The organism is Brevundimonas sp. GW822-FHT03E11 (genome assembly GCF_058801445.1).
Genome location: NZ_JBXANG010000001.1, coordinates 18,544 through 33,149 on the forward strand (window position 1 = coordinate 18,544; position 14,606 = coordinate 33,149).

The following is a 14,606-nucleotide window of genomic DNA, read 5'->3' on the forward strand; positions in this document are numbered from 1 at the left end:
CCGCAAACGGTCCGAACCTCCACAGGAGCCGACCATGGCGGGCCTCAAGGACAAGCGCGGCTTCATCGACAAGGACCGCATCGACCTGACCGAGCGTCAGTCGGTCGAATACTGGATGAAACGCTGGGGCGTAACCAAGGACCAGATCACCGCCGCCCACCGCAAGGTCGGCCGCATGACCAGGGACATCGCCGCGGAGCTGGGCAAGAAGCGTTGAGCCTCAGCCCCTGGCCTGCGTCAGGATCATCTCGGGCGTTTCCCTGACGCGAAACACCTTGGCCACAAACTGGTTATCGATGCTGACTTCCGTCAGCGTCGGCTGACCATGTTTGCCGTCCTTCACGATCAATTCGCGGACGTGATTCAGGTTGATCCAGTGAACCACGCCGTTTGTCTCGGTGACCTTGGCGAACATGGACCTCTCCATCAGATGTGGATCACCCGCCCATAGGCGTCCAGCGCCGCCTCGTGCATGGCTTCCGACATGGTCGGGTGCGGATAGACGATGCCGTGGATGTCCTCTTCCGTCGCTTCCATGGTGATGGCGGTGACGTAGCCCTGGATCATCTCGGTCACTTCGTGGCCGATCATATGGGCGCCGATGAGGGCGCCGGTTGCCGCGTCAAAGATCACCTTGACGAAGCCGTCCGGCTCGCCCGAGGCCACGGCCTTGCCGTTCACGCGGAACGGGAAGCGGCCGATCTTGACCTCGCGCTTCTCGGCGCGGGCGGCCTGTTCGGTGACGCCGACCGAAGCGACCTGCGGCTGGGCGTAGGTGCAGCCGGCGATGGGCGAGACGACATTGGGAGTCTTGTAACCGGCGATATATTCGGCGGCGTGAATGCCTTCGTGGCTGGCCTTGTGCGCCAGCCAGGGCGCGCCGGCGCAGTCGCCGATGGCGAAAAGGCCCTTGACGTTGGTCTGGCAGTGGCCGTCGGTCTTGATATGGCCGCGGTCCAGCTCGACGCCCAGGGCCTCCAGGCCGATGCCGTCGGTGTTGGCGGTGATGCCGACCGCCGAGATGCAGACCTCGGCCTCCAGAACCTCGGCCTTGCCGCCGACTTCGATGTCCACCTTCACGCCCGCGCCGGTCTTGGAGACCTTGGTCACCTTGGCCCCGACCTTGAACTTGACGCCGCGCTTCTCGAACGATTTCTGGGCGGCCTTGGAGACCTCCTCGTCCTCGACCGGCATGATGCGCTCGACCGCCTCCACGACCGTCACCTCACAGCCCAGGGCGCGATAGAAGCTGGCGAACTCGATGCCGATGGCGCCCGAGCCGATGACTACGAAGGTCTTGGGCAGTGTCTTCGGCGCCAGGGCGTCGCGATAGGCCCAGATCTTGTCGCCGTCAGCCTCCAAGCCGATCTGCGGCAGGGCGCGCGCCCGCGCGCCGACGGCCAGCATGACCGCCTTGGCCTCGACCGTGCGCGAACCGCCAGCCTTCAGGGCGATCACGACCTTGGGCGCCGCAGCGCCCTTCTCCAGCTTGGCCGAACCCTCGATCACCTCGATCTTGTTCTTCTTCATCAGGAAGGCGACGCCCTTGTTCATCGTCGCCGCGACGCCGCGCGAGCGCTGGATGATGGCGTCGAAGTCGAACGACGCGCCGGACGCCGACAGGCCGTATTCCTTCAGATGGCGCAGGCTCTCGAACTTCTCGCCCGACTTCAGCAGGGCCTTGGTCGGGATACAGCCCCAGTTCAGGCAGATGCCGCCCAGGTTCTCGCGCTCGACGATGGCGACCTTCAGGCCCAGCTGGCTGGCGCGGATGGCCGCGACGTAACCGCCGGGGCCCGAGCCGATGACGACGAGATCGAATTCAGCAGCCATGATCAGATCAACTTCTCGATGTCGGCCTTGATGGCCTCAGGTTCAGTCTGCGGGGCGTAGCGGGCGACCACCCTGCCCTCGCGGTCGGTCAGGAACTTGGTGAAGTTCCACTTGATGGATTGGGAGCCGAGGAAGCCCCGCTTCTGCTTGGTCAGCCAGGCATAGAGCGGATGCCGGTTCGGCCCATTGACCTCCACCTTGTCGAACAAAGGGAAGCTGACGTCGAAACTGGTGGCGCAGAAGGCGGCGATCTCCGCCGCCCTGCCCGGCTCCTGATTGCCGAACTGGTTGCAGGGAAAGCCCAGCACCTCGAACGGCGCATCGGCGAAATCCCGATGCAGCTTCTCCAGACCCTCGTATTGGCCGGTGAAGCCGCACTTGGACGCGGTATTGACGATCAGCAGCGCCTGACCGCGGAAACGGTCCAGCGACACCTCGGCGCCGTCGATGGCGCGGGCGGAGAAGTCATAGACCGAGGTCATGACTATCTCCTCCCCCTACGCCAGCATCGCGACGGGATCTTCGATCAGCGGCTTGAACGCCTGCAGGAAGCGGGCGCCGGTCGCGCCGTCCACCACGCGGTGATCGCAGGTCAGGGTCACGGTCATGACCGTGGCCGGAACCACCTGGCCGTTCTTGACCACGGCCCGCTGCTCGCCCGCGCCCACGCTCATGATACAGCCCTGGGGCTCGTTGATGATCGAGGTGAACTGTTTGATGCCGAACATGCCCAGGTTGGACACCGAGAAGGTGCCGCCCTGGAATTCTTCGGGCTTCAGCTTGCGGTCGCGGGCGCGTTTGGCCAGGTCCTTGGACTCGGTCGCGATCTGCGCCAGACCCTTGGTCTCGGCCTTCCTGATGATCGGGGTGATCAGGCCGCCGTCGATCGCCACCGCCATGGAGATGTCGGCGTTGTGGTGCATGGCGATGCCTTCGGGGGTGTAGGAGGCGTTCGCCTCCGGCACCATCTTCAGGGCCAGGGCGGCGGCCTTGATGACGAAGTCATTGACCGAGACCTTGATCCCCTGCGGCTCCAGCATCTTGTTCACCTTGGCCCGGACGGCCATCAGCTGGTCGATCTCGCAGTCGATGAACAGGGGGAAGTGCGGCACGTTCTGCACGCTCTCCACCATCCGGCGCGCCACGGCCTTCTTCATCCCGTCCAGCGGGATCAGGTCGTAGCTGCCGTCCGGAATACCCATCTGGGCCAGGGACAGGGCCTTGCGGGGCTCGGCGGCGGCGGCCGTCGAAGCCGCGGCGGCGGACTGGACAGCTCCCTTGCCGGCGGCTTCCACGTCGCGACGCACGATGCGCCCATGCGGACCTGTGCCTTTGACGGACTTCAGATCGACGCCGTTCTGAGCCGCGATCCGACGCGCCAGGGGCGAGGCGAAGATGCGCTGGCCGCTTTCGGACTTCGGCGCCGGCGCGCTCTTAGGCGGCAGAACGGCCTCGGCGGATTTGACGCCTTCGGGCGTGGCCACGGCCTGTCCGCTTTCATGGCCGGCCGGGGCCGGCTTGTCGCTCGTCGGCGGGCCGGCGGGCTTGTCGGCCTTTGGGGACGCCGCGCCGCCCTCATCCTTCAGTCGGGCGATGGGCGTATTGACCTTCACCCCTTCCGTGCCTTCAGCGACCAGGATGTCGGTGATCTCGCCCTCGTCCACGGCCTCGACTTCCATCGTGGCCTTGTCGGTTTCGATCTCGGCGATCACGTCCCCGGCGGAGACGACGTCGCCGACCTTCACATGCCACTTGGCCAGGACGCCCTCTTCCATGGTCGGAGACAGGGCCGGCATCAGGATATCGGTCATGCCATCACCTGCTTCACGGCTGCGATGATCTTGTCCACGCCCGGCAGCGACAGGGCTTCCAGATTGGCGGCGTAGGGCAGAGGCACGTCCTCCTGGTGCACCCGCAACGGCGGGGCGTCCAGATAGTCGAAGGCGTGTTGGATGACGCGGGCCACCACCTCGGCGCCCACGCCCATCGGGCCCCAGCCCTCTTCGGCCGAGACCAGGCGGCTGGTCTTCTTGACGCTCTGGACAATGGTGTCGGTGTCCAGCGGACGCAGGGTGCGCAGATCGACCACCTCGCACTCGATGCCTTCCTCGGCCAGCTTCTCGGCGGCCTGCAGGGCGAAGCCGACCATGCGGCTGTGGCAGGTGATGGTGACGTCGCGGCCTTCGCGGCGTACCTTGGCCTTGCCGATCGGCAGGACATAGTCCTCGACCTCCGGCACGTCGAACTCCAGCCCGTACATCATCTCGTGTTCGAGGAAGACGATCGGGTTCGGGTCGCGGATGGCCGCCTTCAGCAGGCCCTTGGCGTCGGCCGCATCATAGGGGGCGATGACCTTGAGGCCCGGCACCTGGGCATACCAGGCCGAATAGTCCTGGCTGTGCTGGGCCGCCACGCGGCTGGCCGCGCCGTTCGGGCCGCGGAAGACGATCGGCGCCTTGATCTGACCGCCCGACATATAAAGCGTCTTGGCGGCCGAGTTGATGATGTGGTCGATCGCCTGCATGGCGAAGTTGAAGGTCATGAACTCGACGATCGGCTTCAGGCCCGCCATGGCGGCGCCGACGCCTAGGCCCGCGAAGCCGTGCTCGGTAATCGGGGTGTCGACCACGCGCTGGTCGCCGAACTCCTGCAGCAGCTCGCGGCTGACCTTGTAGGCGCCCTGATACTGGGCGACTTCCTCACCGATCAGGAAGACCTTGTCGTCGCGACGCATCTCCTCGGCCATGGCGTCGCGCAGGGCGTCGCGGATGGTGGTCTTCACCAGCTTGGCGTCGGCCGGGATTTCCGGATCGCGCAGCTCGACCTTGGGGGTCGAGGTCTGGGTCGGGGCCTTTTCGGGATCGCCGGTCTTGCCCTCGGCGGTCGCCTTGGGCGCATCGGCCTGGGCCTTGTCGGACTCCGCCTTCGGGGCGGGCGCCGCCGCGCCGTCTTCGCCGGCCAGACGCGCGATCGGCGTATTGACCTTCACATTCTCCGAGCCTTCGGCGACCAGGATCTCCAGCACTTCGCCTTCATCCACGGCCTCGACTTCCATCGTGGCCTTGTCGGTTTCGATCTCGGCGATCACCTGGCCGGCCGACACGGTGTCGCCCGCCTTGATGTGCCATTTGGTCAGCGTGCCCTCTTCCATCGTGGGGGACAGCGCCGGCATGAGGATGTCGGTCACGGATCAGGCCTCCACGTAGACGTCGGTATAGAGCTCGGACGGATCGGGTTCCGGGCTTTCTTGAGCGAATTGAACGGCCTCGGCGACGATGGCCTTGATCTCGTTGTCGATGGCCTTCAGCTCGTCTTCCGTCGCATTGGCGGCGGCCAGCAGGGTCTTGACGTGATCGATCGGGTCGCGGGTCTTCTTGACCTCGTCCACCTCCTCCTTGGTCCGGTACTTGGCCGGATCGGACATGGAGTGGCCGCGATAGCGGTAGGTCTTGACCTCAAGGATGTAGGGACCTTCGCCGGCGCGGGCGCGCTCGACCGCCTTCTTGACCGCGTCACGGACGGCCAGAACATCCATGCCGTCGACCTGTTCGCCGGGAATGCCGAAGCTGGCGCCGCGCTGGCTGAGCTGGGTCGTGGAGGACGAGCGTTCGATGCTCGTGCCCATGGCGTACTGATTGTTCTCGATGATGTAGATGGCCGGCAACTTCCACAGCTGGGCCATGTTGAAGCTTTCGTACACCTGACCCTGGTTCGAGGCGCCGTCGCCGAAATAGACGAAGGCCACCGAATCGTCGCCGCGGTACTTGCCCGCAAAGGCCAGGCCCGTGCCCAGCGCCACCTGGGCGCCGACGATGCCGTGGCCGCCGTAGAAGCCGGTCGGCACGTCGAACATGTGCATCGAGCCGCCCTTGCCCTTGGACGAGCCGCCGATGCGGCCGGTCAGTTCGGCCATGACTTCCTTCGGATCCATGCCGGCGGCCAGCATATGGCCGTGGTCGCGGTAGCCGGTGATGATCTTGTCGTGACCTTGCTTGACGCTCTCCTGAACGCCGACGGCCACGGCTTCCTGGCCGATGTACAGGTGGCAGAAGCCCCCGATCAGACCCATGCCGTAAAGCTGGCCCGCCCGCTCCTCGAAGCGGCGGATAAGCACCATCTCACGGTAATAACGGAGGAGGTCCTCCTTGGACGCCGAGGGCGTGTTCGGCAGTTTGTCAGGCGCAGTGGTCTGAGCGGCTTTGGCTGGGGCTTTCGCCATCCGGCATCTCCCGGCTAGGCGCCGGGGAGCGACGCCTTCTTATCGTTACGGAAGGGGGCTTTAGCAGCCTTCGTTCCCGAAACGCAAAGGGGGGCGGGCCAAGCTGTAACAATAGTTCAAGTGGGGAGGATTTTCACCCCTGAACGGATTGCGCCTGAACGGCAATCACATAGTCGCGCGGGTCCGAAAACCCCAGAACCGCGCGGGCCCGCTCCTCCAGCAGATCCTTGGACAGGCTGTCGCTGCGCAGATAGCGCACGCGGGTTTCCAGATCGCGCCGTTGTTCCGTCAGATGGGCGAGCTGCGCCTCGCGCTGCCCCAGCAGGGCGTCCCGCGACGATCCGCTCAGCAGGCCGCGCTCGCCCGTCAGGGCCTGCACCCCAAGATAGGCGAGCAGGAGCAAAAGGACGATGGACAGGCGGTACGGCTTCATCCGTTCGGGCAAGACAGACGCTCCTTCTGAGCGCGAGAGACACAGTTCGTTAACTGTGCCCGAAAATGCCTAACGAAAAGTAGCTTAGCCTTAAGAAAGTCGGCGAAGAACGCTGATTCTTCGCCGACAATTCACAGGTTTAGCGCAGCAGCATGCCGTCGCCGAAATAGACGGCCTGGTCGCCCAGCATCTCCTCCAGGCGCAGCAGCTGATTGTACTTGGCCACCCGGTCCGAGCGGGCCAGCGAACCGGTCTTGATCTGTCCGCAGTTGGTGGCCACGGCCAGGTCGGCGATGGTCGAATCCTCGGTCTCGCCCGAGCGATGGCTCATCACGGCGGTGTAGCCGGCGCGGTGCGCCATATCGACGGCGTCCAGGGTCTCCGACAGGGTGCCGATCTGGTTGACCTTGATCAGGATGGAGTTGGCCAGACCCTCGCCGATGCCGGCGGCCAGACGCGCCGGATTGGTCACGAACAGATCGTCGCCGACCAGCTGGACCCGGTCACCGAGACGTTCGGTCAGCAGGCGCCAGCCGTCGAAATCGTCCTCGGCCATGCCGTCCTCGATCGAGACGATCGGGAACCGCTCGCAAAGATCGACCAGATAGGCGGCCATGCCCTCGGCGTCGACGGTCTTGCCCTCGCCGGCCATGACGTACTTGCCGTCCTTGAAGAACTCGGTCGAGGCGACGTCCAGACCCAGGTGGAAGTCTTCACCGGCCAGATAGCCGGCGGCCTGACCCGCCTTGGTGATGAAGCTCAGAGCCTCCTCGGCCGAGGCCAGGTTCGGCGCGAAGCCGCCCTCGTCCCCGACGTTGGTATTGTGGCCGGCGTCCTTCAGCTGCTTCTTCAGGGCGTGAAAGATCTCCGTACCCATGCGCAGGGCGTCGGTGAAGGTCTCGGCGCCCGTCGGCAGGATCATGAACTCCTGGATGTCGATCGGATTGTCGGCATGGGCCCCGCCGTTGATGATGTTCATCATCGGCGTCGGCAGGACGCGGGCCGAGACGCCGCCGATGTAGCGGTGCAGCGGCAGGCCGGCCGAAATGGCGCTGGCCTTGGCGGCGGCCAGGGAGACGCCCAGGATGGCGTTGGCGCCCAGACGGCCCTTGTTGGGCGTGCCGTCCAGCTCGATCATGGCTTCGTCGATCCGACGCTGGTCCTCGGCGTCCATGCCGGACAGGGCGTCGAAGATCTCGCCGTTGACGGCGTCGACCGCCTTCTGCACGCCCTTGCCGCCCCACATATCCTTGTCGCCGTCACGCAGTTCGACGGCCTCGTGGGCGCCGGTCGAGGCGCCCGAGGGCACGGCGGCGCGGCCGAAAGAGCCGTCATCCAGGATCACATCCACTTCCACCGTCGGATTGCCCCGGCTGTCGAGAATCTGGCGGGCGACGATGTCGGCGATGTCGGTCATGGCTCGGCTCTTTGGCTCAGGCGAAAAACAGGTCCGAGGGGTTTAGCCGTCTCCCTGCGAATCGCCAATGGCTGCCGCGCCCCTTGCCGTCAGGAACAGCCCTCGACCAGCTGTATCGACGGATCGCCCGCATGGATCGCTTTCACCTTGCCGTCGGCGCCGACCTCATAGCGAAGGCCGCGCGCCGCAGGATCGACGACATAGGCGGTGGAGCCGCCGCGCGACCAGACGAACAGATCCTCCGCAGGAGCCGGCTCATATTTGTGCGGCTGGGCGAAGACGGCGCCGCCATAGGCCTGTTTGATCGCCATGCCGTCTTCACCGACGCCGAAGCCGCGGTCGGTCTTGACCGTCGCCTCACGGGCGGCGGTGATCCGGGTCAGGACGCCGTTCTGAATCATGACCCTCACATCCGCGGGCGCCTTCGTGGGATGGAACTCGTCGCAGGTCTCGGGATCGGGGCCGCCGACAGCATTGGGCTGCGAATCCTCGCCCCAGACCTGAACCAGTTCGGCCCGCGTCATGCCGATTCGCGCCGGGCCCAGGCCGTCGCTGGTCAGGGCGTTGGGGTCTGCGGCCGCCGGCGTGGTCTGCGGCGGGGAAACCGGCGTGGGCGCCGGTTCATCGCGACGTTCACAGGCTGAGAGGGTCAACAAGGCCACGGCGCTGACGGCGGCGAAACGGATCATCGGCAAGGTCTCCAGAACAAGCTTCGCCGCCATGAACGCACGAAAACGGCGCGCGGATCACCGCGCGCCGTAAATCTCTTCGTCCGGTCGGCGACCGGGCCGGGAGGAAAAGACTAGTCTTCCTTCGGCGTCAGAACCTGACGGCCGCGATAGGTGCCGGTCTTCAGGTCGATGTGGTGCGGGCGCTTCAGCTCGCCGGTGTCCTTGTCCTCGACATAGACGTTCGAGGTCAGGGCGTCGTGGGCGCGGCGCATGTTGCGACGCGAGGGGGATACTTTGCGCTTCGGAACGGCCATGTCCGTCTCAATCTTCTAAGTCGGGCGCCGCCCAGAGCCGAAGCCTGTCTGGCGCGAAAACAATAGCGGCGGCCCACCGGACCGCCACGCGAGGCGCGGCTTATGCATGAACCGCGCGACGATTTCAAGGCGTTTAAGCGGGCGTCAGGCGGCGGACGATCTTGGCCGGATTGCCGACCACCACGACGTCCGCCGGAACGTCTCGGGTCACCACGCTGCCCGCCCCCACCACAGCCCGATCACCGATGGAAACTCCCGCAAGCACGATCGCCCCGCCGCCGATCCAGACATCGTCGCCGATGACGATGGGCCGGGCGGATTCCCGTCCCCGCCGTTCGACGGCGTCCAGCGGATGTTCGGGCGTCAACAGCTGTACGCCGGGACCGGCCTGGAAGTTGTCGCCGATTCGGATCTCGGCGCAGTCCAGAAACACGCTGTTGGCGTTGACGAAGGCGTTCGAGCCGAAATGGATGTTGACCCCGTAGTCGCAGTAGAAGCCCGGCATGATGATCGCCGCGCCGTCCGACGCCCGGACCAGTTGGTTGACCAGGGCGCGACGCCGGTCTCGATCCGGTTCGGCGTTGATGGCGACGGTCAGGGCCACGGCGCGGGCGCGGCCGTCGCGCAGGTCCGGATCGCCCGGATCATAGGGCAGGCCGGCCAGCATCTTTTCTCTTTCTGTCATGCGGCCTCCGTCAGGGCGGCGGCCACGGCCTCGCCGATGGCCAGGGAGCTGGTCAGACCTGGGCTTTCGATGCCGAACAGAGCCATCAGCCCCTCCATGCCGTGGCGCTCGACCCCGTGCAGTTGGAAGTCCGGCTGCGGCTCGCCAGGCCCGTGCAGCTTGGGCCGAATGCCCGCGTAGTCCGGGGTCAAAGCTCCATCAGGCAGCCCCGGCCAGAAGCGACGGATATAGCCGGCGAACTCTTCCGCCTTGGCCGGATCGACCGAATAGTCCTCGCTCTCGACATAGGCCAGGTCCGGGCCGAACACCGCCTGACCGCCCAGGTCCTTGCGATAATGGGTGCCCAGGGCGCCGGGAATCGGCGGCGGATAGATCAGCCGGTCGAACGGCGCCTTGCCGACCAGCCGGAAATAGACGCCCTTGCCGAAATGGCCGGCGGGGATGTCCTCTGCCGGATAGCCCTCGATCGCCGCCGCTACGGCCTGGGCCGAGAGACCGGGCGCCGTCACCAGCAGACGGCAGGAGACCGCCATCGCCCCCTCCCCGCCCACGCGGATCGTGAAGCCGCCGCCCGGCAGGGGCTCTGCGCCCTCGAACGGGGCCGAGACCACCACCGATCCGCCCGCATCCTCGATCTCGCCCTGCAGGGCCAGCATATAGCCGTGGCTGTCGAACAGGCCGCTCTCGGGCGACAGGATGGCGGCGTGGGCGTTCAGTTCCGGCTCCAGCGCCCGCGCCTGGGCGCCGGTCAGGTGGTCCAGCCCCTCGACCCCGTTCGCCGTCGCCTGTTCGAAGATGGCCTCGATCCGCTCGACCTCGGCCTCTTCGGTCGCCACGACCAGCTTGCCGCACTTCCAGTGATCGATCTTGTGAGTGGCCAAGAAGTCGTAAAGCGCCCGCCGCCCCTCGACGCAGAAGCGGGCCTTCAGCGAAGCGGTCGGATAATAGAGGCCGCCGTGGATCACCTCGGAATTGCGCGACGAGACGCCCTGGCCGACATGGCCTTCCTTCTCCAGCACCAGCACCGTCAGGCCCCGTTTCGACAACGCCCGACCGCACGCCAGGCCCACGGCCCCGGCGCCCACGACGGTCGCGTCGAAATCGAAACTCATCGCCTGCCGTACCTCCGCACCGCCTCGGCCTCGAAACAGCCGATCAGCTTTTCCACCGCCCGGTCGAAATTGGCCGACAGCATCAGGTCCAGCATGCGGGACTTGAAGGCGAAGTCGATCACGAACTCCAGCCGCGTCCCCTCGGGATGCGGGAAGAACTCCCACCGGTTCTTCAGATGCTTGAACGGCCCGCGCAACAGGCCGACCTCCACCTTCGGCGCATTACGATCATGCCGGACCCAGGTGGAGAACCGCTCCTTCAGGAAGGAGAAACCCACCCCCGCCTCGGCGTCCAGCACGGTCACGCCCTCGCCTTCGGCCCGCGCGTTCCAGACCCGCATCGAGGTGACCCAGGGGACGAAGTCGGGATAGGTCCGCACATCGGCGACCAGATCGGCAAGCTGTTCGGGCGCATAGGGAAGAATGCGCGTTACGCGGTGGACGGCCATACGGAATTTAGCGGCGCAGCTGCGCCTCGCGCGCAGCCTTCAGCCGGGCGAAGTCGTCGCCGGCGTGGTGCGACGAACGCGTCAGCGGCGACGACGACACCATCAGGAAGCCCTTGGCCCGGGCGATCGCCTCATAGGCCTTGAACTCTTCCGGCGTGACGAACCGGTCGATGGCGGCGTGTTTGCGCGTCGGCTGCAGGTACTGGCCGATGGTGATGAAGTCGACGCCGGCAGAGCGCATGTCGTCCATCACCTGCATGACCTCTTCCTTGGTCTCGCCCAGGCCGACCATGATGCCGGACTTGGTGAACTGGTTCGGGTCGCGCTCCTTGACCATCTGCAACAGGCGCAGGCTGTGGAAGTAGCGGGCGCCGGGCCGGATCTTCAGATACAGGCGCGGAACGGTCTCGAGATTGTGGTTGAAGACGTCGGGCTTGGCGTCGATCATCACCGCCGCCGCCCCGTCCTTGCGCAGGAAGTCGGGCGTCAGGATCTCGATTGTGGTGTTCGGCGCCTGGAGGCGGATCTGGCGCACCACCTCGGCGAAGTGAGCCGCCCCGCCGTCGGCCACGTCGTCGCGGTCGACCGAGGTGATCACCACATGGTTCAGCCCCATCTGCGACACCGCCAGCCCGACCTTGCCCGGCTCCTCCGGGTCCAGCGGCTGGGGTAGGCCCGTCTTGACGTTGCAGAAGGCGCACGCCCGCGTACAGGTGTCGCCCATGATCATCAGGGTGGCGTGCTTCTGGCTCCAGCACTCTCCGATATTTGGGCAAGCCGCCTCTTCACAGACCGTGTGCAGCCCCTTGGAGCGGACGATGTCCTTGGTGGCGTTGTACTGACCCGATCCAGGCGCCTTGACCCGCAGCCAGTCGGGCTTTTTCAGAACGACCGTCTCCGGGCGGTTCTGCTTTTCCGGGTGGCGCAGCTCCGACGGCTTACGCTGAAGGGTGTCGATCAGGGTCACCATGGCCGGTATTTCGGCCTTCCCGCGCCCAATGGCAAGCCACAGGCGGTTACAGATGATGGCGCGCCCGTTGGTCCGCTCGGGAACTCACGCGACGTTACGCATCTTTTCAAGACGCCGTTGCGTCATTATTGACGGACGCCCGACAACAGAGAGGGCCTGTCGCGCCCTCCGCAGGAGACGCGCTTGCGCCAGGATCTGGACCCTTCGCTGTACGAGACCTCGCTGATCGACGCCCTGATCGAGGCGCGCGCCCGGTTTGGGGACAAGGAGATCCTCGAAGACCAGGATCGCCACCCCCTCACCTACACGGGCTTGATCCGCGCCGCCTTCGTTCTGGGCCGCAAGATCGCGAAGATGACCGAGCTGGGCGAGCGGGTCGCCATCCTGCTGCCCTCGTCCATGGGCGTGGTCGTCACCTTCTTCGGCCTGCACGCCCACGGCCGCGTGCCGGTCATGCTGAACTTCACCGCCGGCGAGGCCAATCTGAAGGCCGCCATCAAGGCCGCCGGGGTCAAGAAGGTCCTGACCGCCAGACGCTTCATCGACCAGGCCAAGCTGGACGATCTGATCGCGGAGCTCGAGACGGGGGCTGAGATCGTCTGGCTGGACGACATACGCAAGACCATCGGGCTTCAGGACAAGCTGTACGGCCTCGCGGCCGGCGCCGCACCCAAGCGGTTCCGGGTCAAGACCGATCCGGACGCGCCGGGCGTGGTCCTGTTCACCTCCGGCAGTTTCGGCACGCCAAAGGGCGTGGTTCTGAGCCAGAAGAACCTGGTCGCCAACGCCCGACAGGTCGCGGCCCATATCGACCTTCTGCCGGAATGGGTGATGTTCAATCCCCTACCGACCTTCCACTGTTTCGGCCTGACCGGCGGCGTCGTCCTGCCCCTGCTCCAGGGTCTGAAGGCCTTCCAGTACCCTTCGCCGCTTCACGCCAAACAGATCACCGACCTGCTGCCCCAGGTGAAGGCGTCCATTCTTTTCGCGACCGATACCTTCCTCAGCCAGTACGCCCGGGTCGCCGAGCCCGGCGACTTCGCCACCCTCAAATTCGCCGTCGCCGGCGCCGAAAAGGTGCGCGAGGAGACCCGCAACCTATTCAACACCAAGTTCGGCGGCGTCGAACTGCTGGAAGGCTACGGCGCGACCGAGGCCTCGCCTGTGGTGGCGGTCAACCATCCCGAGCGCAACGCCCCCGGCACCGTCGGCCAGATCCTGCCCGGCATGGACTGGAAGCTGGAGCCGGTTGAGGGAATCGACGAGGGCGGCCGGCTGTTCCTGAAGGGACCCAACATCATGAGCGGCTATGTCACGGCCGCCGAGCCGCTGGCCTGGGATGCGGTGGGCGACGACTGGCTGGACACCGGCGACATCGTCGATGTCGACGCCGAGGGCTATGTCACCATCAAGGGGCGCGCCAAACGCTTCGCCAAGATCGGCGGCGAAATGGTCTCCCTCACGGCGGTCGAGAGCATAGCCGGTGCGGTCTGGCCGGACCAGCGTCACGCCGTCGTCTCCATTCCAGACACCCGAAAGGGCGAAAAACTGGTCCTGGTCACCGACCACGCCGGGGCCGAGGTGGCGCCCCTGGCGGAATGGGCCCGCGCCAACGGCGCGCCTGAGCTGATCGTCCCCAAGAAGATCGTCAAGGTCGCCGAGGTCCCGGTCCTGGGCACCGGCAAGACTGATTATGTGACGATCCAGAAGATGGTCGAGGGCGACAAGGCGGCGTGATCGGGCTCACCCGATCCGCACCCCCGTCATCGAGATCGAACCGCCGTCGATCCGGTCGTTGAAGAAGCTCACCGCCTCCCCGACCGCCTGCTGGGCGGCCACATAGAGCACGGGCAGGAAGTGCTCGTCGGTCGGCACGCTCAGCTGGGCGTCCTCGGCCAGACCGACCCAGTCGATCAGGGCCTCATGGTCGCCGCGCTCGAACGCCGCCTTCACCGCCTCATTGAACCCGGTCGCCCAGGCGTAGGGTTCTGCCCCTTCCTCGCGCTTCCAGGTGCGCAGATTGTGGACGAAGTCGCCCGAGCCGGCGATCACGATTCCCTCGTCCCGCAGCGGTCTCAGGGTCCTGCCCAGCTCGTAATGCTGGCGCGGCGTCAGCTCGCGGTTCAGCGACAACTGGACCACAGGCACATCGGCCTCTGGCCAGACATGGCAAAGCACCGACCAGGTCCCGTGATCCAGACCCCATTGCGTCGTCTGCACCGCCCCGGTCAGTTCCGCGACCCAGGCCGCCAGGGCGGGCGAGCCGGGGGCGGGATACTGCATCTCGTGAAGTTCGCGCGGGAAACCACCGAAATCATGGATGGTCTCGGGCTTCTCCTGCGCCGTGACGCCCAGCCCGCGCGTCTCCCAGTGGGCGGAGATCATCACCATCCCCTCGGGCTTGCCCACGGCCTCGCCCAGGTCGCGCCAGGCGGCCCCGTAGGGACCGCCCAGGGCGTTCATCGGCGAACCGTGACCGAAGAAGAGCGCGGGCTGGCGCATC

General features: G+C 66.1%; 17 protein-coding genes. 2 read left to right on the plus strand and 15 right to left on the minus strand.

Annotated elements, in window-relative coordinates:
- Positions 1-34 precede the first annotated feature (34 nt).
- Complete coding sequence (locus AC1RKE_RS00125; protein ID WP_348684599.1) at positions 35-217, plus strand: DUF3606 domain-containing protein; 183 nt, start codon at positions 35-37, stop codon at positions 215-217.
- Between the two features lie 3 nt (positions 218-220).
- On the opposite strand, the gene AC1RKE_RS00130 is transcribed toward AC1RKE_RS00125, so the two are convergent.
- The 14 genes from AC1RKE_RS00130 to lipA all read right to left on the minus strand — a co-directional run bounded on the left by AC1RKE_RS00130 (position 221) and on the right by lipA (position 12,103).
- Complete coding sequence (locus AC1RKE_RS00130) at positions 221-415, minus strand: hypothetical protein (protein WP_304936964.1); 195 nt, start codon at positions 413-415, stop codon at positions 221-223.
- Between the two features lie 11 nt (positions 416-426).
- Complete coding sequence (gene lpdA, locus AC1RKE_RS00135) at positions 427-1,833, minus strand: dihydrolipoyl dehydrogenase (RefSeq protein ID WP_348684598.1); 1,407 nt, start codon at positions 1,831-1,833, stop codon at positions 427-429.
- 2 nt (positions 1,834-1,835) lie between these two features.
- Positions 1,836-2,315, minus strand: coding sequence for a glutathione peroxidase (locus AC1RKE_RS00140; protein ID WP_483458160.1), 480 nt, complete (start codon positions 2,313-2,315; stop codon positions 1,836-1,838).
- Between the two features lie 15 nt (positions 2,316-2,330).
- Positions 2,331-3,644, minus strand: coding sequence for a pyruvate dehydrogenase complex dihydrolipoamide acetyltransferase (locus AC1RKE_RS00145; RefSeq protein ID WP_395942311.1), 1,314 nt, complete (start codon positions 3,642-3,644; stop codon positions 2,331-2,333).
- The gene (locus tag AC1RKE_RS00150; protein ID WP_152950341.1) at positions 3,641-5,020 is read right to left on the minus strand and encodes a pyruvate dehydrogenase complex E1 component subunit beta; all 1,380 of its coding nucleotides are present in this window, start codon (positions 5,018-5,020) and stop codon (positions 3,641-3,643) included. The genes AC1RKE_RS00145 and AC1RKE_RS00150 overlap by 4 nt, the downstream gene beginning before the upstream one ends.
- 3 nt (positions 5,021-5,023) lie before the next feature.
- A complete protein-coding gene (gene pdhA / locus AC1RKE_RS00155) occupies positions 5,024-6,052 on the minus strand; it encodes a pyruvate dehydrogenase (acetyl-transferring) E1 component subunit alpha (protein ID WP_054765890.1) in 1,029 nt (342 codons plus the stop codon).
- Between the two features lie 133 nt (positions 6,053-6,185).
- Complete coding sequence (locus tag AC1RKE_RS00160; RefSeq protein WP_054765891.1) at positions 6,186-6,485, minus strand: FtsB family cell division protein; 300 nt, start codon at positions 6,483-6,485, stop codon at positions 6,186-6,188.
- Between the two features lie 139 nt (positions 6,486-6,624).
- Positions 6,625-7,902, minus strand: a complete 1,278-nt coding sequence (gene eno, locus AC1RKE_RS00165) for a phosphopyruvate hydratase (RefSeq protein ID WP_054765892.1) — start codon at positions 7,900-7,902, stop codon at positions 6,625-6,627.
- An 89-nt stretch (positions 7,903-7,991) separates the two neighbouring features.
- Positions 7,992-8,591, minus strand: a complete 600-nt coding sequence (locus AC1RKE_RS00170) for a hypothetical protein (RefSeq protein ID WP_191555054.1) — start codon at positions 8,589-8,591, stop codon at positions 7,992-7,994.
- A gap of 113 nt (positions 8,592-8,704) precedes the next feature.
- Positions 8,705-8,887 carry a 50S ribosomal protein L32 gene (rpmF, locus tag AC1RKE_RS00175; protein ID WP_054765894.1) on the minus strand — a complete coding sequence of 61 codons (183 nt, stop codon included), beginning with the start codon at positions 8,885-8,887 and terminating at the stop codon, positions 8,705-8,707.
- Positions 8,888-9,020: 133 nt separating this feature from the next.
- A complete protein-coding gene (locus AC1RKE_RS00180; RefSeq protein ID WP_191554038.1) occupies positions 9,021-9,572 on the minus strand; it encodes a sugar O-acetyltransferase in 552 nt (183 codons plus the stop codon).
- Complete coding sequence (locus AC1RKE_RS00185) at positions 9,569-10,684, minus strand: NAD(P)/FAD-dependent oxidoreductase (RefSeq protein ID WP_348684133.1); 1,116 nt, start codon at positions 10,682-10,684, stop codon at positions 9,569-9,571. The genes AC1RKE_RS00180 and AC1RKE_RS00185 overlap by 4 nt, the downstream gene beginning before the upstream one ends.
- Positions 10,681-11,133 (minus strand): type II toxin-antitoxin system RatA family toxin, encoded by a 453-nt coding sequence (locus AC1RKE_RS00190; RefSeq protein ID WP_182713072.1) that lies wholly within the window; start codon positions 11,131-11,133, stop codon positions 10,681-10,683. The genes AC1RKE_RS00185 and AC1RKE_RS00190 overlap by 4 nt, the downstream gene beginning before the upstream one ends.
- Positions 11,134-11,140: 7 nt before the next feature.
- Positions 11,141-12,103: a lipoyl synthase gene (gene lipA, locus AC1RKE_RS00195; RefSeq protein WP_182713073.1), complete on the minus strand. Its 963-nt coding sequence runs from the start codon at positions 12,101-12,103 to the stop codon at positions 11,141-11,143.
- 183 nt (positions 12,104-12,286) lie between these two features.
- Between lipA and AC1RKE_RS00200 the strand changes: the two genes are divergently transcribed.
- The gene (locus AC1RKE_RS00200) at positions 12,287-13,840 is read left to right on the plus strand and encodes an AMP-binding protein (RefSeq protein WP_348684135.1); all 1,554 of its coding nucleotides are present in this window, start codon (positions 12,287-12,289) and stop codon (positions 13,838-13,840) included.
- Positions 13,841-13,846: 6 nt separating this feature from the next.
- Here AC1RKE_RS00200 and ygiD read toward each other — a convergent pair whose 3' ends face one another.
- The gene (ygiD, locus tag AC1RKE_RS00205) at positions 13,847-14,605 is read right to left on the minus strand and encodes a 4,5-DOPA-extradiol-dioxygenase (RefSeq protein WP_348684137.1); all 759 of its coding nucleotides are present in this window, start codon (positions 14,603-14,605) and stop codon (positions 13,847-13,849) included.
- Between the last annotated feature and the right edge of the window lies 1 nt (position 14,606).